Source organism: Sphingomonas phyllosphaerae (assembly GCF_029623345.1).
Classification (GTDB): domain Bacteria; phylum Pseudomonadota; class Alphaproteobacteria; order Sphingomonadales; family Sphingomonadaceae; genus Sphingomonas; species Sphingomonas phyllosphaerae_C.
In genome coordinates this window covers 1-17,024 of the sequence record NZ_JAPYKH010000017.1, presented here as the reverse complement: position 1 = coordinate 17,024, position 17,024 = coordinate 1, and the positions used below count along the sequence as shown (strand labels likewise).

General features: G+C 67.2%; 15 protein-coding genes. 13 read left to right on the top strand and 2 right to left on the bottom strand.

The genetic code is table 11. The features are described 5' to 3' along the window. The first annotated feature begins 144 nt into the window (after positions 1-144). Genes QBJ89_RS14980 through QBJ89_RS14970 form a run of 3 tightly spaced genes read left to right on the top strand, consistent with a single transcriptional unit; the run spans position 145 to position 6,063 of the window. A complete protein-coding gene (locus tag QBJ89_RS14980; RefSeq protein ID WP_277981280.1) occupies positions 145-3,015 on the top strand; it encodes a TonB-dependent receptor in 2,871 nt (956 codons plus the stop codon). 19 nt (positions 3,016-3,034) lie between these two features. Further along, positions 3,035-4,897: a glycoside hydrolase family 36 protein gene (locus QBJ89_RS14975; RefSeq protein ID WP_277981279.1), complete on the top strand. Its 1,863-nt coding sequence runs from the start codon at positions 3,035-3,037 to the stop codon at positions 4,895-4,897. Continuing rightward, on the top strand, positions 4,894-6,063 hold the full coding sequence (locus tag QBJ89_RS14970; protein ID WP_277981278.1) for an acyltransferase family protein: 1,170 nt from the start codon (positions 4,894-4,896) through the stop codon (positions 6,061-6,063). The genes QBJ89_RS14975 and QBJ89_RS14970 overlap by 4 nt, the downstream gene beginning before the upstream one ends. A gap of 258 nt (positions 6,064-6,321) precedes the next feature. Here the strand turns inward: QBJ89_RS14970 and QBJ89_RS14965 are convergent, their stop codons facing one another. Both QBJ89_RS14965 and QBJ89_RS14960 read right to left on the bottom strand, forming a co-directional pair. Then, positions 6,322-6,528: a hypothetical protein gene (locus QBJ89_RS14965; protein WP_277981277.1), complete on the bottom strand. Its 207-nt coding sequence runs from the start codon at positions 6,526-6,528 to the stop codon at positions 6,322-6,324. A gap of 284 nt (positions 6,529-6,812) precedes the next feature. Next, positions 6,813-7,748 carry a hypothetical protein gene (locus QBJ89_RS14960; RefSeq protein ID WP_277981276.1) on the bottom strand — a complete coding sequence of 312 codons (936 nt, stop codon included), beginning with the start codon at positions 7,746-7,748 and terminating at the stop codon, positions 6,813-6,815. A 390-nt stretch (positions 7,749-8,138) separates the two neighbouring features. Between QBJ89_RS14960 and QBJ89_RS14955 the strand changes: the two genes are divergently transcribed. The 10 genes from QBJ89_RS14955 (at position 8,139) to QBJ89_RS14910 (ending at position 16,909) form a co-directional block, all read left to right on the top strand. Beyond that, the gene (locus QBJ89_RS14955; RefSeq protein ID WP_277981275.1) at positions 8,139-9,428 is read left to right on the top strand and encodes a metal-dependent hydrolase family protein; all 1,290 of its coding nucleotides are present in this window, start codon (positions 8,139-8,141) and stop codon (positions 9,426-9,428) included. A gap of 285 nt (positions 9,429-9,713) precedes the next feature. Further along, a complete protein-coding gene (locus tag QBJ89_RS14950) occupies positions 9,714-10,001 on the top strand; it encodes a hypothetical protein (protein ID WP_277981274.1) in 288 nt (95 codons plus the stop codon). Positions 10,002-10,446: 445 nt separating this feature from the next. Beyond that, a complete protein-coding gene (locus QBJ89_RS14945) occupies positions 10,447-10,743 on the top strand; it encodes a helix-turn-helix domain-containing protein (protein ID WP_277981273.1) in 297 nt (98 codons plus the stop codon). Between the two features lie 674 nt (positions 10,744-11,417). Then, entirely contained in the window at positions 11,418-12,203 is a 786-nt protein-coding gene (locus tag QBJ89_RS14940; protein ID WP_277981272.1) for a PhzF family phenazine biosynthesis protein, read from the top strand. Then, the gene (locus tag QBJ89_RS14935; RefSeq protein WP_277981271.1) at positions 12,197-12,607 is read left to right on the top strand and encodes a GFA family protein; all 411 of its coding nucleotides are present in this window, start codon (positions 12,197-12,199) and stop codon (positions 12,605-12,607) included. Before QBJ89_RS14940 ends, QBJ89_RS14935 begins: the two co-directional genes overlap by 7 nt. Positions 12,608-13,072: 465 nt before the next feature. Then, positions 13,073-13,417 carry an ArsC family reductase gene (locus QBJ89_RS14930; protein WP_277981270.1) on the top strand — a complete coding sequence of 115 codons (345 nt, stop codon included), beginning with the start codon at positions 13,073-13,075 and terminating at the stop codon, positions 13,415-13,417. Between the two features lie 5 nt (positions 13,418-13,422). Beyond that, positions 13,423-13,836 carry a hypothetical protein gene (locus QBJ89_RS14925; protein ID WP_277981269.1) on the top strand — a complete coding sequence of 138 codons (414 nt, stop codon included), beginning with the start codon at positions 13,423-13,425 and terminating at the stop codon, positions 13,834-13,836. A gap of 22 nt (positions 13,837-13,858) precedes the next feature. After that, positions 13,859-14,737, top strand: coding sequence for a 3-methyl-2-oxobutanoate hydroxymethyltransferase (gene panB, locus QBJ89_RS14920; protein ID WP_277981268.1), 879 nt, complete (start codon positions 13,859-13,861; stop codon positions 14,735-14,737). A gap of 112 nt (positions 14,738-14,849) precedes the next feature. Further along, positions 14,850-15,590 (top strand): tetratricopeptide repeat protein, encoded by a 741-nt coding sequence (locus QBJ89_RS14915; protein WP_277981267.1) that lies wholly within the window; start codon positions 14,850-14,852, stop codon positions 15,588-15,590. Next, entirely contained in the window at positions 15,587-16,909 is a 1,323-nt protein-coding gene (locus QBJ89_RS14910; protein WP_277981266.1) for a PQQ-like beta-propeller repeat protein, read from the top strand. The genes QBJ89_RS14915 and QBJ89_RS14910 overlap by 4 nt, the downstream gene beginning before the upstream one ends. Positions 16,910-17,024 lie beyond the last annotated feature (115 nt).

Sequence of the window (17,024 nt, the reverse complement as noted above, 5' to 3'; positions counted from 1 at the left end):
GCAAAATTTACAGCGATGGTGAGAGCAGCGCTATTCCGATCAAAGGCTGAGAATAGCGCTTGCTCAAGGCTGCCGAGACTGGTTACCAGATAGATCATAACAAATGGTCGGCGCAGATCGGCCTTCACATCGGGGAGGATTGAAATGAAGGTTTCAGTCAAGGCAGCGCTGCTCGCCAGCGGAATGATCGTCGCGTCTCCAGCCTCGGCGCAGGACACACCGCAGACCGCGCAGCCCGCGGCGGGGGCGCCCGTCACCAGCCCGCCCGGCACGGAGCAGGAGCCGACGCCCGTTGCGGCGCAGGTCGGGCCGGGCGAGAGCGACGTCTCCGACGAGATCGTCGTCACCGGCATCCGCGGCAGCCTCGCCTCGTCGGCGCGGATCAAGCGCGACGCACAGCAGATCGTCGACACCATTTCGGCCGAGGATGTCGGCAAGTTCCCCGACGCCAATATCGCGGAATCGCTCCAGCGCATCACCGGCGTGGCGATCGACCGCTCGGGCGGCGAGGGCCAATTCATCACGGTGCGCGGGCTCGGGCCCGAGTTCAACACGGTGCTCGTCAACGGCCGCGTGATGGCGACCGACAATCCCGGCCGCGAGTTCTCGTTCGACGTGCTGTCGTCGAACATGATCCAACGTACCGACGTGTTCAAGTCGAGCGTGCCCGAGTTGCAGGAAGGCGGCATCGGCGCCACGGTCAACGTCATCACGGCGCGCCCGCTCGACGGCCGCAGCGGCTTCCACGTCGCCGCCTCGGCGGGCGGCATCTACGACACGCTGCGCGAGAAGCTCAGTCCCGATTTCTCGGCGGTGACCTCGCTGACCAACGAGGCCAAGACGCTCGGCATCGTGCTGTCGGGCTCCTATACCGACCGGCGCAGCCAGCTCGACTATATCCAGACCGATGGCTGGCTGTTCGGACCGCAGAACGTCGTCAACGGCAGCGCGAGCTCGACCGGGCTGACGACGGGCGCGCTGGGCAACACCGGCGCCACCGTCAACGTGCCGCAGAACCTCGCCTTCGCGCGCCAGCTCGATCGGCGTCGCCGGATCAACCTGGCGGGCGCGGTCCAGGCGCAGGTGACCGACCAGCTGCTGCTGACGGTCGACGGCATCTACTCCAAGTTCGACGTGTTCACGCACCGGAACATTTTCGCCAACTTCTATTCGGCGCCCTATATCGGCCTGGAGCTCGACGACACCGCCTCGGCGATCGGTTTCAACCGGCCCGGGCAGCAGTTCCTCGCCGCCAACCCGCTGCTGGCGGACCGCGTGTCGCTCTCGCAGAACGACAATATCGTCAACAACAACGACCGTCGCACCGAGACCTACCAGGTCGGCGGCAACCTCAAGTGGAACCCGACCGAAGACGTCGAGGTGCGGCTCGACGCGTCGCGGACACGCGCGACGCAGCGCAACCCCACGCAGTTCGTCGTCATCGGCTCGCTCGCGCAGACCAGCCCGCGGTTCGACCTCAACGTGGGCGACGACGTGCCGACCGCGTCCAACTTCGGCAACATCACTGACCCGTCGCTGATGCGTGCGCACTTCACCGGCATCGATGCCAATCGCGTGCGCGACACGAGCTCGGAATATCACATCGATACGGACTATAAGATCCACGACAGCGTGCTGCGCTCGGTCCGGATCGGCATGGCCTATTCGGATCGCACCAAGATCCGTCGCTTCTTCAGCAATTCCGACGGCAATTGCGCCTATTGCGGCTATGACATCCCGGTCGACCAGTCGCTGCTGTCGCCGTACACGCTCGACAATTTTCTCAAAGGCGTCTCCGGCGCGCAGAACGCGCCCGGGCAGTTCTTCACCTACGACACCGACGCGGTGATCGCCTTCCTCTCCGATCCCGCCAACCTCGCCCGCGCCCGCCAGGGACGGACCGCGGCGGAGCAGGCCGCCGAGGCGGCGCGCCTGCTGGCGCTGCCCGGCGGCCCCTACGGCGTGCGCGAGAATGTCGGCAGCACCGCCAACGTCAACGAGCGGCTGCTCGCCGGCTATATCGCCATGTCGTTCGGCGGCGAGAGCTGGAGTGCCAACGCCGGCGTGCGCGTGGTGCGCACCCAGACCGTGTCGCGCGGCTTCGCCCAGCCGGTCATCAACATCACCAACACGCGCGGCGACGACACCTTGGTCTTCACCTACGGCGACTCGACGCCGGTCTCGATCCGCAACAGCTACGTCAACGCGCTGCCGTCGGCCAACATCAAGTTCAACGTCACCGACAAGTTCATCGCGCGCGCGGCTTTCTCGCAGACCGTCACCCGACCGACGCTGACCGATCTGGGCGTCGACAATTCGTACGGGGGCCGCGTCTCGGTGCCGCAGTCGAGCGGCGGCAACCCGACGCTGGAACCGTTCAAGTCGACCAACTACGACATCTCTCTGGAATATTACTTCAACTCGATCAGCTATCTGAGCGCCGGCGCCTTCTACAAGGACCTCAGCAACTTCCTCGAACTGCAGACGCTGCCGGTCGAGCGCTTCGGCCGCACCTTCCAGGACACGCGTACGCGCAATGGCCAGACCGGCTGGATCCGCGGCATCGAGGTCGGCGGGCAGTACTCGCTCGACTTCCTGCCCGGTCCGCTGTCCGGCTTCGGCCTCGCGGGCAATTACACCTATGTCGAGAGCAAGGCCGAGCGCGACGCCTCGCTGGCCGACTATGAGTGCGGCTACAACGGCCTCTCGCCGCATTCGGCGAACGGCAGCGTGTTCTACGAGAAATACGGCATCTCTGCCCGCGGCTCGTACAACTGGCGGTCCGAATACCTGCGTTCGTGCCGTTCGGACCAGGGGCGGCCGCGCAACCGATCGAGCTACGGCCAGTTCGACTTCAACGTCGGCTACGACATCACGCCCAACGTCCAGATCTACGTCCAGGGCGTCAACGTCACCAACCAGCGGATCCACGAATGGTCCGCGATCGAGGAGCGCTTCCTGCTGCTCCAGGAGACCGGCGCGCGCTACAATTTCGGCGCGCGGCTGAAGTTCTGACCGCGGCGGGGAGGGCGTCATGAGGAACGTGGCGCTCGCCGGCGCGCTCGCCGCCTGCCTCCTGGCGGCCCCCGCCGTGGCGCGGGCGGGTCCACCCGCGGCGACGGAGACGAGTCGCAGTCTCACCGTCGCCGGGCTTGAGCTGACCGTCGCGGGCGCGCTCGACGGCTTCGCGCTCGAGCTGCGCGCCAAGCCGATCGCACCCGGCGTCGCGCGCGCGGTGCTGACGCTGACGCGCGCCACGCCCGCGCCCCCGCCGCGTCTGACGATCCGCTGGTCGCAGCCGTCGGTCGACATGGCCGGCATGTGGACACCCGACGCGGGCCTGGGCCGGACGATCGTGCCCGATTTCGCGTCGACGCGGCTGCGCTCGACGCTCACCGCCGCGGCGCCGGTGCTGGCGCTCTACGGGCGCGGCGAGCAGAACCGGCTCACCGTCGCCGTCGAGGAGGCGGTGACGCCGGTGCTGCTCGCGGCCAAGCTGCGCGAGGAGGACGTGCGCGTCTACGGCAGCGTCGAGCTGTTCAGCGAGCGCCACGCGCCGCTGACGCGCTACACCACCAGCCTGCGCCTCGACACGCGCGCGATCCCCGTCGCGGACGCGCTCGAGGAAGTCGCGGCCTGGTGGTCGCGCCAGCCCGGCAAGGCGCCGGTGCCCGCGCCGCCGGGCGCGCGCGAGCCGCTCGACTCGACCTGGTACAGCTATCACCAGGCGGTCGACGAGGCGACGGTGCTGGCCGAGGCCGAGGCAGCGGCGCGGCACGGGTTCAAGGTGATGATCGTCGACGACGGCTGGCAGACCGGCGACACGAACCGCGGCTACGCGCATGCGGGCGACTGGCGGCCCGAGCGGCTGCGGCGGATGCGAGTCGTCACCGACGCGCTGCACGCGCGCGGGATGAAGGGGATGCTGTGGTTCTCGGTGCCGCTGGTCGGCGACGAGGCCGCGGTGCTGCCGCGTTTCCGCGGCAAGATCCTGCGGCGCTGGGCGGAGCAGCGCACCAACGTGCTCGACCCGCGCTACCCCGAGGTGCGCGCCTATCTGGTCGAGACCTTCCGCCGCGCGGTGCGCGACTGGGGATGGGACGGGCTCAAGCTCGACTTCATCGACATGTTCAGCAGCGACGACACCACGGTCCTCGATCGCGCCGACAGGCGCGACATCGCCTCGGTCTACGAGGCGGTCAACCGGCTGATGGTGGACGTGATGACGGCGCTGCGCGCGGTTCGCCCCGACGTCATGATCGAGTTCCGCCAGCCCTATAGCGGCCCGGTGATCCGCACCTTCGGCAACATGCTGCGCGCCTCGGACGCGCCGAACGAGTCGATCCTCAACCGCCAGCGGATCGTCGACCTGCGGCTGCTCGCCGGTGCGACCCCGGTCCACGCCGACCCGATCGTGTGGCATGCCGACGAGCCGAGCGACACCGCCGCGCTCCAGCTTCTCGACACGCTGTTCGCGGTGCCCCAGGTGTCGATGCGGCTCGACACGCTGACGCCCGCTCACGCCGCGATGCTGACGCACTATCTCGCTTACTGGCGCGCCAACCGGGACGTGCTGCTCGACGGGCGCTTCCGTCCGGAAGGGATCAACGCGCAATATGAGCTCGTCCGCGCCACGACCGCCGACAAGCAGATCGTCGCCGCCTACGCCGATCGCGCCATCGCGCTGGAAGCGTCGGCGCGCGCGATCGACCTGGTCAATGCCACCGCGGCGTCGCGGCTCGTGGTGGAGGCGACGCGCGACCTCGGCCGCTACGAGGCGCGCTCCACCGACGCGGAAGGGCGAGTGGTGTCGCGCACGCTGATCGACCTGACGCGGGGCGCGCATGTCATCGCCGCGCCGCCCGCGGGTATCGTGGCGCTGACCCGGCGACCGTGAGCGGCGCGGCGCCGGGTGCCGCATCGGACGCGGCGGCGACGGCGACCGACGCGACGGCGCCGGGGAAGCGCCATTATGTCGTGCTCGACGGGCTGCGCGGCGTCGCGGCGCTGATGGTCGTCCTGTTCCACACCTTCGAGGCCTATGCCGGCGGCGACCCGACGCGGCAGATCATCAACCACGGTTACCTCGCGGTCGACTTCTTCTTCCTGCTGTCCGGCTTCGTCATCGCTTACGCCTATGACGACCGCTGGGGACGGATGCGACAGGGCGAATTCTACCTGCGCCGGCTGATCCGGCTCCAGCCGATGGTGGTGCTGGGCAGCCTGTGGGGTGCCGCGCTCTTCTATCTCCAGGTAGGCGAGCTGTTCCCCAGGATCGCGGCGACGCCGGTGTGGCAGATGCTGCTGGTCACGCTGCTCGGCTGCACGCTGCTGCCGCTCCCCAAGCAATTCGACATCCGCGGCTGGGACGAGATCCACCCGCTCAACGGGCCGGCCTGGTCGCTGTTCTACGAGTATGTCGCGAACATGGCCTATGCGCTGGTGCTGCGGCGACTGTCGGCGCGCGCGCTGACCGTGCTCGCGGCGCTGGCGGCGGCGCTGCTGCTCGAGGTGGCGCTGCTCGGGCCACGGCGCGACCTGATCGGCGGCTGGTCGCTCGACGCCGCGGGCGTGCATGTCGGCCTCGCGCGGCTGTGCTACCCGTTCCTTGCCGGCATGCTGCTGATGCGGTCGGGCTGGCGGCTGCCCCACCGCCACGCCTTCGCGATCAGCGCCGCGCTGCTGATCGTCGCGCTCGCGCTGCCGCGCTGGGGCAACACGCCGCATCATTGGAGCAACGGCCTGTACGATGCCGCCTGCGTGCTGCTGCTGTTCCCGCTGGTGGTCGCGATCGGCGCGGGGCATCGGGCCGCGACCGGAGCGGGCGTGCGGATCGCGCGCTTCTTCGGCGACCTGTCCTTCCCGCTCTACATCACCCATTATCCGCTGATCTACGTCTACACCGCTTGGGTGGCCGATCGGAAGGTGCCGGCGCGGATCGGCGCGCCCGTCGGCGCGGCGCTCGTCGTCGCGGCGGTGGTGATCGCGTACGCCAGCCTCAGACTCTACGACGAGCCCGCGCGGCGTTGGCTGAGCCGCCGCCTGCTACGGCACGTTTGTTAACGACCAAAAGATCCGCCTTCCTCGGACCATGTCGGAGCGACGGACGAGTTAGCTGAACAGATGGTCAGAGTCAGGGAGCGCGGTGGCGGACCTGAACGACCGATGGTGGGTCTTCACGGATTGCACATTGCGGGGATCCGCCCGTTGCAGCGCGAGAGGGCAGGGCAGTGACGTCGCCTAAGCCGTATCCCAAGCTCGGTAAGATCCTTCATCAACCTGGCGAGCGCTCGTTCAACCCTCAGGCGAACGCTTACGCGCTCACCATGAAGGATCGTCGCCGCGTTGATCGATGGCCGCCGCGATCCGTTCGAGATCCGAGGCGAGAACAAGCAACGATTGGTCATGGCCGACTCTGTCGACGGGCATGCCATCGCCGCAGCCGGTCGAAGCGGCACGGGATCGAGCAAGCCACGCCACCATCCTCAATGTGCTCGCATCCTGTTTTCCCTCGATTGAAACCCACATGCCCGCTCCTCTTCAAAGGAGCAGCCGCTTCGATGAGGTGCTACCATCAACGGCCGAATCGGCCGTTGAAATGGCGCAAGTATCGACGTTATCCCTGCAGCTTCCTGACGGGTTTGGGCGTCGACGGGCCTTCTCTACACGACTCGTAGGTGGCGTTTGACCCGGTCCAGTTCCGCGCGAGCGCCCAATGGCAGCCGGACATGTTGCACTTCGACGTAAAAGCTCCGGGAGACGGACAACTCCGCAAACAAAGGGTCTTTCGCCTGGCGGATTGCGCCGCGATGCTACGACGTCCTGTATGCGCGTCCGGACTGGATCAGGCGCTGACGAGCGGTGTTGCCGGGCACCGCTATATGGGTCGCCGGGTCGAATTCAACGCCGACGCCAGAAGCGTCATTCGGTACCCAGAGCTCTACGACGGTGTTGGAGTAGCTCATCGGGAGGTATCGCACCCAATACCCGTCCGGATGACGGCTCCAGCGCCCGCTCGGCACCTCCAGGCTGTCCTTGCCGGTGGGAGCTGCCCCCGCCAACACGGCGACGCGTTCGAGTTCGCCGAAGCTGGTGCCGGGTGTCACCAGCATGCGGCGCAGATCCGCTTCGGCCTGCATTGCCTGACGTATCTCGTGCGGCAGATTGTCGGCGATCGGCCCCTGCGACATCAGGTCCAGTACCGATCGGTTGAGCGCGGCGAGTTGACGCGGCGACAGCAGTTGCGCCGCGATGGCCTTATGCTCTGTGGAGAGATCCTCCAGCCTCGCGCGGGCGACGATCGCCCAAAGGAGCGTCTGAATGTCGTGCTGCTGTATCTCAGGGTGCTGGACCGAGTTGCGCACGATCGTGATGACCGCATCCTTGGCCGCACCGAGCGGCGGCGCGTAGAGATACCCGTCCCCGCCGCCCGGCCCATACGTACCGGCATGTAGGCAATAGCTTTGGTCGTGGAAGCTGTAGTAGCCGGGCTGGAGGATGAAGCCGCCAGCAGGCGTGCGCTGGAGGTCGGTCAGCGCGCGCTTGGGGGCAGGAGGTGTAAAATCATCCTGCGTCGGGTCAGACCAACGGGCGTCGGCGAGGCTGGTGGATATCGGCTCTTTGCGCAACGTCGGAAGGTTGATGCCGCCCGGCACCAGCTTCTTCAGCATGCCAAACTGGCCACTCGCCGGCACGGAGAGTGTGCCGATCAAGGAGGCAGCCACGGCACCGAGCAGAAAAGCGCGCAAATTCGATCTCCCCCGGAACTCTCCGCCGCGTTCATTACGGTGTTGCAACGCTGAGGGAAAGAGGTCCGCCGCGTGCCGGTTGGCGTGTCACGCTAACCGGTGTTTGCGCATGGGAGCCGGTGGCGTACCGTTCACGAGCGGGTCTTGTTGCGCCGGGCCGGTGATCGCGTCGGCGCCCAGCCCGGCGAGCGGTACGATGTCGGTGACGACCAAGGCGCGGCGTCTCACGAGGACGATGTCCGGCACGGCCAGCGTGGCCTGAGTGTCAGATGTGACCCGCGCCTGCGCACAGCGTTGGCCGTCACGCCTATGGTCGACCGGCACGATGGTAGGCACGGGCAGCGAAGAGGGTTACGCGTCACGATACCTGTTGCATCGGAGAAGGGAATGATGAGGCGGGCGCTTACCCTCGCGATCACACTGCTGCTCGCCGGCTCCGCGGCGACGCTCGGTGCGCGACCGACGGTCGACCCGGTGCCCTTGCTGTTGAGGCCTGCCGGCGTGTTCGACGGCATCGATGGCAAGGTGCACGCCGGCTGGCAGGTGCTGGTGCGCGGCGACCGCATCGTCGCGGTCGGTCCGGCGCTCAATGCTCCAGCCGACGCGCGCATCGTCGACCTTTCCGGTGACACGCTGATGCCGGGGATGATCGAAGGACATGGCCACCTCTTCCTCCACCCGTATGACGAGGCGAGCTGGGATGATCAGGTCCTGCACGAACCGCTCGCGTTGCGCACCGCACGCGCGGTCGCCAACGCCGGCGCCACGTTGCGCGCCGGCTTCACGAGCGCGCGCGACCTTGGCACCGAGGGAGCGGGCTATGCCGATGTCGGCTTGAAGCAGGCGATCGATCAAGGGATCATCGAAGGGCCGCGCCTGAGCGTCGCCACGCGCGCGATTGTCGCGCTGGGCGCTTACGGTCCGAAAGGCTTCGAGCCCGGCGTGGTCGTTCCGCAGGGCGCGGAGGAAGTGTCGGGGGCCGAGCAGATGGTGGCCGCGGTGCGGCGGCAGATCGCTGCCGGGGCGGATTGGATCAAGCTCTACGCCGATTATCGCTGGCGCGCCGGTGAGGACTCGCGTCCGACGCTGAGCCTGGACGAGATCAGGGCAGCGGTCGCGGCGGCGCACGACGCCGGGCGCCCGGTCGCGGTGCACGCGTCGACGCCGGAGGGCATGCGCCGCGCCGTGGAGGCCGGCGTCGACACGATCGAACATGGCTATGGCGGGACGAACGCAATCTTCGCCAGCATGGCCGCCAAGAAGATCACGCTGTGCCCGACGCTCGCCGCCGCGGACGCGAGCGCGCGTTACCGCGGCTGGACCGGCGCGGAGCCGGCGCCGCCGGCGGTTCGGGCGGCGCGCGAGAGCTTCCATCGCGCGCGTGGGGCGGGCGTGCCGATCTGCATGGGCGGCGATGTGGGCGTCTATGCCCACGGCAGCAATGCACGCGAGATGGTGCTGATGGCGGCGGCCGGCATGACGCCGACGGAGGTTCTGGTTGCCGCCACCTCGGGTAACGCGCGCTGGATGCGGGTCGGTGATCGGCTTGGCGCGGTGAAGCCTGGTATGCTCGCGGACTTGGTTGCGGTCTCGGGTGATCCCACCAGCGACCTTGCTGCGCTACGCCGCGTGAGATTGGTCATGAAGGACGGCACGATCCTCGTCGTGCAGCAGCGTTGAAGGCGGAGGCCTGACACTGCAGCCGCTGCGAGCGCTTGGACGACGACGGTCGGCGGAACGCTCAACATCAACATATGCCGAAAGATGGTCTTCGATACCAAGCGCTTGAACGCTGCTTCTGGGTCCCTGAAGACGAGAGGGGAAGAGGACAAGCGCGCTGAAGCTCGCCTGCCTTCGCCTAGTGCGCATGCACCACAAGCGAGCGGCTGCTCCATTTCGGGACTGGAACAACCTCTACATACCGGAGTTTTAGCATCGGAAAACAGCAAGATAAGGAGAGGGAACGTGGCTGATTATCGTGCCGGCGACGATCGCGTTGTCGTGCGCCGTGGCGGCGCTGGCCGTACGCTAGCCATCATCGCTGGCATCATCCTTCTCGTCGTCATACTGCTTTTCGCAACCGGCTTCTGGAGCGCCGATGTGAAGGGTGGGAAGCTGCCAGAGGTCGATGTGAGCACGAAGGCTGGCGCCTTGCCGAAGGTGGACGTCGACAGCAAGAAGGTCGTCGTGGGCACCAAAAAGACGGAGGTTGATGTCCCCGTCGTCGGCGTCAAGGACAATGGCGAAAAGTAGGTTTAGCCTCGATCGCGTCTTAAAGTAGAGGTTGGATTTGCAGGGTAGCTTGGCGTTTCGTCAAGCTACCTTTTTCTTTGGTAAAATCGCTTCATTGCCACAGTCTAAGTGCACCGGCATGATGTGGACCTCACAGCCGCCCATGTGCGATTCAAAAACGACCTGCCTGGTGCTCGGTTGATTCATACATTCCTGTTTATTGTTCAGGCAGCAGACATACGATCCAAAATCTCACCGACGGCCTAATATTCCCAGCAATGCTTATGAACCGTAAGGCGCTGGGCTGACCATCAGGGTGAGGTAAGGAGCAAGTGCTCGCGAGTCGCTGAGTTTGGTTCGTCTGCCGTTAACATTCAATCCGCTACACGGCGTCTAATAGGCGCCTTTGGCTCTGCGGCATCGTCTGCATCTAGGTGCCGCAATACGTCTTAAGCCGGAGGGATGCATGACCACTAACGAATGTGAGGTAGAGGGTACGTTGGCCTTCGCCCAAAGAGCAGCGGTTGTCGCGGCTCTGTGCGAGAACGGCTGCAATCTCACCCATGCTGCTCGTCAGCTTAGAGTAGGGCGCACAACGCTTTACCGGCTGATCAAGCGCTTCGATGTCGATGTGGCCGTCGCGGCAGAAGCCGGGGTCGGTCCCACTCGCCGCAGGCCAGCTGCTGGCAAGCAAACGAGCGTTCGTCTCGTCGACGGGATCTGGTACCTGGTGAACGAAGGTGCGCAGACCTCGCGTGGTTGAAGCTCGTCCTCGCTTTTCAGCAGCGAGATCCCTGCGTCGAAGCGTTGGAAGCATCGTGCTCAATTACTGAGATCGGTTGTTGGACTAAGTTGATTCCTGCCTCTTTGAGCGACGGATCGCCATGAGGTGGTCGGCTTGCGGTGGAGGTAGCGTGTCAGGACGATCGCTCGCTGTCGAGGGCGACTCGTTCGTCCGGCTGCAGATCGTCAGCGCGCTCGATGCCTCGGGGGCGCCAATCTGAGAGGCCGGGGACGCAAGGGCTGCGCCTGAGCTATCGGACGGCGGCGCCGCAATCCGCCACCTCCTTACCGACATTTGGATGCCTGGGGGAACCAACGGTTTAGCGTTGGCACGTACCGTCCTGGAGCGTTGGCCAGATATCAACCTTGTGGTGAGCCCTAGCGCGCAAGATCCTTAAGGGCGCAGGCTACCGCATATCCACTGCGGTCGATGGCGAGAAGGCGCTACGCTTCTTTGGGGCGGCTCACCCGCACACCATCTTCAACGGGGGATTCTTGGAATGAGCAATCGGGAACAGATTGCGGGAAAGCGGATGCTGCGGACGCCTGTCGGCGCGATCGAAAGGGCCACCTTACCAGCGGTAGTTCCTTTGCGGGGATGGGCCGCCTTCTTACACGCTGGAAGAGCCGCTGTGCCGCCGCTACTTCGGACGGGTGCAAGCTCGCCTCTTTCAACTCGACGCCTTCGCGGCTCGCCGGTTCACGGGAAATCCGGCGGCGGTGATGCTGTTCGAGACATATCCGGATGACTGCACCCTGCAGGCGCTGGCGGCCGAGAACAACCTCGCCGAGACGGCCTTCATCGTTCCCCATGGCGGCGACTTTCGCATTCGTTGGTTCACGCCGATCGTGGAGGTGCCGTTGTGCGGCCATGCGACGCTGGCGAGCGCGGCCGTGGTACTGGATCGCTTGGAGCCTGCCCGCGAGATGGTCATGTTCCATTCGGCAAGTGGACCGCTGACCGTCCGGCGTTCGGAGCGAGGCTATGTCATGGATTTCCCGGCCCGGCGCTGCGCGCCGGCGGAGGCGCCCGTCGGGCTTGCGGCCGCGCTTGGCGCATCGGTCGAGGAGACCCTGTGGGATGGCTTCAACTTCGTTGTCCGGCTCGCCGCGGCGGCCGACGTGCGCAGGCTTGCTCCGAACTTTGCCGCCATCGCGATAATGCCGTGCGCGGGCGTGGTCGTAACCGCACCGGGGGACGGCGACTATGATTGCGTCAGCCGGTACTTCGCCCCGGCCAAGGGTATCCCCGAAGACCCGGTGACCGGGGGCGCGCATTGCGCGCTGACCCCCTATTGGGCGGCGCGGCTCGGCAAGACAGACCTTCGCGCCTTCCAGGCGTCCGCGCGTGGCCGCGAGCTGCGCTGCCGCCTCGATGGCGATCGCGTCGAGCTCGAAGGTGCATGCGTTTTCTTTCTGGAAGGGGTGGCGCAATGGTGAGCACGTACCCGGGTAGCTGCCACTGCGGTGGCATTCGATTTACCGTCGCTCACGATCTCGACGAACTGACGACCTGCGACTGCCCTTTATGCGTGAAGCGCAACGTTCTGATGGTAAAGGTGCCGGAAGCGGCGGTGCGGATTGATCAGGGGGAGGAACTGCTCGCCACCTATCAATGGAACAGCATGAAGGCGAAACATCATTTCTGCTCGCGCTGCGGTATCTACGTCTTCCATCGAAAGCGGGCTGCCCCCGACCATTTCGGCATCAACATCTTCTGCCTGGATCGGTTTGACGTAACCTCCCTGCCGGTGCGCGCAACGAAGGGCGAAGGCATGAGCGTGGTTTGTGACGATCCGCGCGCGGAATGGTCCGGCCCGCGTGTCGCGGGCGCGACAACATAGCAATGATGGCGGTCAGACCATACGTCTGTTTGCAATTCGATCTCGTCCGCGACGCTACCTGGCAGCACGACCTGCTTGCCGGTGCCGACCAGCTCGATCTCTCAGTCCCAGTTCCACACGCCACCGGCGGTGTGGTGCTTGCCCTCGGACTGGGCGACCATTTCCGACTGGAAGAGCCGATCGGTGATGAAGAGGATGTGGCGCGACCCGCCGCGCTCGGGCGACTGAACGCAGGGGAAGTCGTCACGGTTCAGCCCGGTCGCTCCGTTGACTTAGATCAACAGGTGAAAAACGACGGAATTCACAGATGCACACGGGGGATGTGGAAGTCGCCGGTTCGAAACCTGGCGCCCCGACCGTTTTCGAACAGACCGGATCGATGGCCGCCGGCGGAGCGACGTTGCCGGCGTCGTTGGGCGTCTGACGGCGCTTCCCATCGGTGCTCGGCGGTGTCACGGCGGGCGCATGGTCACGCTCCACGGCATCCCCAATTGCGACACGGTCAAGAAGGCGCGCCGCTGGCTCGCCGACCACCATGTCGCTCATGGCTTCCACGACTTCCGCAAGGACGGGCTTGATCCCGCGCTGCTCGACTCCTGGATCGATCGGCTCGGCTGGGAGCCGCTGCTCAATCGCGCGGGCACCACCTTTCGTAAGCTGTCCGAGCAGGATCGCACCAACCTTGACCGAGCTCGCGCAACCGCGCTGATGCTGGCGCAGCCCGCGATGATCAAGCGACCGGTGCTGGTCCATGACGGCGGCGTGGAGGTCGGCTTCGCACCCGAGCGCTATGCCGCGATGTTGGGGTGAGCCGCGTGCGCGCGCCCGTCTGGTACCGGCTGCTTGTCGGCGCGCTGCTGCTCTGGGCGGCGCTCTCGGCCTATGCCTGCGTCACGCAGCTGATGGCGGGCGCGGGCGCGGCGGCCGACCCGGCAGACCACGCGCTGCTTGCCGCGCTGCCGGGCTGGTACTGGCTCGACTATGCGGTGGCGAGTCTCGGGCTGCTCGTCGGCGCGCTGGCGCTGCTGCTGCGGCGCCGGCTCGCGGTGCCCGCGCTGACCGTGTCGCTGGTCGCGGCGCTGATCCAGTTCGGCTGGCTGTTCGCGATGACCGATCTGCTCGCGCGACGCGGGGCGGGGACGCTCTTCTTCCCGCTGCTGATCCTGCTGGTCGGCGCGGTCGCGCTCCAGCTCGCGCATCTCGCCGCGCGGCGCGGCTGGATCGGGTGAGCGCGCCGGAGTAGCAGGGAGCATGTCCACTACCTTTACGATCGACTCCGCCACCAGCCGCGCCACGCCCGTCGCCGCGCCGATGAAGCGGCTCACGGTTCCCGCGATCCGCCAGCGCAAGGGCGCGATCGCGGCGGGCGAGGGCGAGCCGCTGGTGATGCTGACCGCTTATACCGTGCGCATGGCGCAGCTGATGGACCCGCAGTGTGACCTTCTGCTGGTCGGCGACAGCCTCGGACAGGTGATCTACGGTCTTCCCTCCACCGTTCCCGTCACGCTCGAGATGATGGCCGCGCACGCCGCCGCGGTGGTGCGCGGCAGCTATCACGCGCTGGTCGTCGTCGACATGCCGTTCGGCAGCTACGAGGCGTCGCCGCAGCAGGCGTTCGAGAGCGCGGCGCGGCTGCTCAAGGAGAGCGGCGCGGCGGCGGTGAAGCTGGAGGGCGGCACCGCAATGGCGCCCACGGTCGCCTTCCTCGCCGAACGCGGCATCCCGGTAATGGGCCATGTCGGGCTCACCCCGCAGGCGGTCAACGCGCTCGGCGGCTATGGCGCGCGCGGACGCAGCGCGGCCGAGGCCGCCAAGATCGTCGGCGACGCGCGCGCGGTCGCCGCGGCCGGTGCCTTCGCCTTGGTAATCGAGGGCGTGGTCGAGCCGATCGCGGTCGAGATCACGACCAGCGTCGCGGTGCCGACGATCGGCATCGGCGCCTCCGCCGCGTGCGACGGCCAGGTGCTCGTCACGGAGGACATGCTCGGGCTGTTCGAGCGTACGCCGCGCTTCGTGAAGCGCTACGGCGACATGGCGGGTTATGTCGCCGAGCGGGTGGCGACCTATGCGAACGAGGTGCGCGCGCGCGCCTTCCCCGGCGCAGACCAAGTCTACGCACCGAGGGAGTGAGGGTGCGGGTCGGGCCGGCGGGCGGTGCGGCACGAAGCACTCGCGCGTGCTCTTTCCTCGCGCCGACCGAGTCGCTACAGCGCGGCGGTTCCCCTTCAGCCCGGAGTGATCGGTGGCTCTGACGCCGCAAAATAACGAAGCGTTCCTGCGCGAGGTCGACGACGAGCTCCGGCGCGACCAGGCGATCCACGTGTGGAAGCGTTACGGCCGGGCGATCATCGCCGCCGTGGTGCTGGCGCTCGCCGCGCTCGCGGCCTTCCTGTTCTGGCAGCACCGCCAGTCGGTCGCGGCCGAGCGCGAGGGCGAGCAGCTGCAGCAGGCGTTCGACTCGCTCGCCGCGCAGGACACCAAGGCGGCCGCGGCGCCGCTCGCCGCGCTGAGCGACTCGTCTCGCGACGGCTATCGCGCCACCGCGCGCTTCACCCAAGCGGACGTGCTGCTGCAGAAGGACGATTTGCGGGGCGCCGCGGCGGCTTTCGCCAAGATCGCCGCCGACACCTCGCTCGCGCAACCGTTCCGCGACCTGGCAGTGATCCGCCAGACCAGCGCCGAGTTCGACCAGCTTCAGCCGCAGCTTATCGTCGAGCGGATGCGTCCGCTTGCGGTGACGGGCGGGGCGTGGCTGGGCAGCGCGGGCGAGCTGATGGCGGCGGCCTATCTGCGCGAGGGTCGTCGCGATCTCGCCGGCCAGACCTTCGCACGCATCGCCGCCGACTCGGGTGTGCCCAGCTCGCTGCGTCAACGTGCGGTTCAGATGGCGGGCGTACTGGAGACCAAGGCGCCGACCGCGCCGGCCAAGAATGCCAAGGCGCCCGTCGCGCCGGCCAAAGATGAAGGTGTGAGCAAGCGATGAGGACGAGGTTCGCGACCGGCGTGGCGATCGCCGCGCTGGTGGGGCTGAGCGGCTGCGGCATCTTCAAGAGCGCGCCCAAGAAGACGCCCACGGTCGGCCAGCGCGTGCCGATCCTCGTGTCGGAGAACCCGGCCGAGATCGACAAGGGGCTCGCGGACGTTCAGGTGACGCTGCCGACGCCCGCGGCCAACGACGGCTGGACCCAGCCGGGCGGCAGTGCGGCCAAGTCGATGGGCCATCTGCTGCTTGCCGCCGCGCCGGCCAGGCGCTGGAGCGCCGAGATCGACGGCGGCAGCAACCGCGCGCGGCTCGCCGCCACGCCGGTGATCGCCGATAACAAATTGTTCGTGGTCGACGTCGACGGCGTGATCAACGCCTTCGCGGCCGACACCGGCGCCAAGCTGTGGACCCGCGCGATCACCGAGGGCGACGAGAACCGCGCCGCGCGTTTCGGCGGCGGGGTGAGCTACGACGACGCCAAGGTCTATGCCACGGACGGGCTGGGCGACGTGATCGCCGCCAATGCCGCCGACGGCGCGGTGCTGTGGCGCGCCAAGCCGGGCGGCCCGCTGCGCGGCGCGCCGACGATCGCCAACGGCCAGGTCTATGTGCTGAGCCAGGACAATCAGATCGTCGCGCTCAACCAGGCCGACGGCAAGGTGGTGTGGACGCAGACCGCCAGCCTCGAGACGCAGGGCGTGTTCGGCGTCGCCGCGCCCGCGGCGAGCTCAGGCACCGTGGTGGCGGGCTTCTCCAGCGGCGAGCTCAACGCCTACCGCTACGAGAACGGCCGCTCGCTGTGGCAGGACGCGCTGTCGCGCACCTCGATCACCACCTCGGTGTCGAGCCTCGCCGACATCGACGCCGACCCGGTGATTGAGGACGGTCGTGTCTATTCGATCGGGCAGGGCGGTCGCATGATCGCGCTCGAGCTCGCCACCGGCCAGCGGCTGTGGGAGCAGAACCTGGCCGGCATCTCGACGCCGTGGATCGCGGGCGAGTGGATCTTCGTCGTCACCGACGACGCGCGGCTGGTGTGCCTGTCGCGCGCCAACGGCAAGATCCGCTGGATCAGCCAGCTGCGCGCCTACAAGAACGAGGAGAAGCGCTCGGACCCGTACAATTGGTTCGGGCCGGTGCTGGCGGGCGAGCAGCTCTGGCTGACCAACTCGCGGGGCGAGCTGGTCGCGCTGTCGGTCGCCGACGGCAAGGTGCAGACCACGATCCGCGCCGGCGACAGCTTCTCGCTCGCCCCGATCGTCGCCAACCAGACGTTGTACACGCTCGACGAGAAGGGTGTGATTACCGCCTGGCGGTGAGAGAGGATCTGATGCTCTCTCGTGGTCCCGCGTGAGCGGGAGCAAAGAGCCACGATCGGTGGGGCGCATGGCCCTGGGCTCCTGCGTGCGCAGGAACACGGTAGTGGCGCTATCG

Bases quoted from the DNA above. Each gene is read 5' to 3' on its own strand.
- QBJ89_RS14980 (WP_277981280.1), top strand. From the start codon at position 145: ATGAAGGTTTCAGTCAAGGCAGCGCTGCTCGCCAGCGGAATGATCGTC.
- QBJ89_RS14975 (WP_277981279.1), top strand. From the start codon at position 3,035: ATGAGGAACGTGGCGCTCGCCGGCGCGCTCGCCGCCTGCCTCCTGGCG.
- QBJ89_RS14965 (WP_277981277.1), bottom strand. From the start codon at position 6,528: ATGTGGGTTTCAATCGAGGGAAAACAGGATGCGAGCACATTGAGGATG.
- QBJ89_RS14955 (WP_277981275.1), top strand. From the start codon at position 8,139: ATGAGGCGGGCGCTTACCCTCGCGATCACACTGCTGCTCGCCGGCTCC.
- QBJ89_RS14945 (WP_277981273.1), top strand. From the start codon at position 10,447: ATGACCACTAACGAATGTGAGGTAGAGGGTACGTTGGCCTTCGCCCAA.
- QBJ89_RS14935 (WP_277981271.1), top strand. From the start codon at position 12,197: ATGGTGAGCACGTACCCGGGTAGCTGCCACTGCGGTGGCATTCGATTT.
- QBJ89_RS14930 (WP_277981270.1), top strand. From the start codon at position 13,073: ATGGTCACGCTCCACGGCATCCCCAATTGCGACACGGTCAAGAAGGCG.
- panB (WP_277981268.1), top strand. From the start codon at position 13,859: ATGTCCACTACCTTTACGATCGACTCCGCCACCAGCCGCGCCACGCCC.
- QBJ89_RS14910 (WP_277981266.1), top strand. From the start codon at position 15,587: ATGAGGACGAGGTTCGCGACCGGCGTGGCGATCGCCGCGCTGGTGGGG.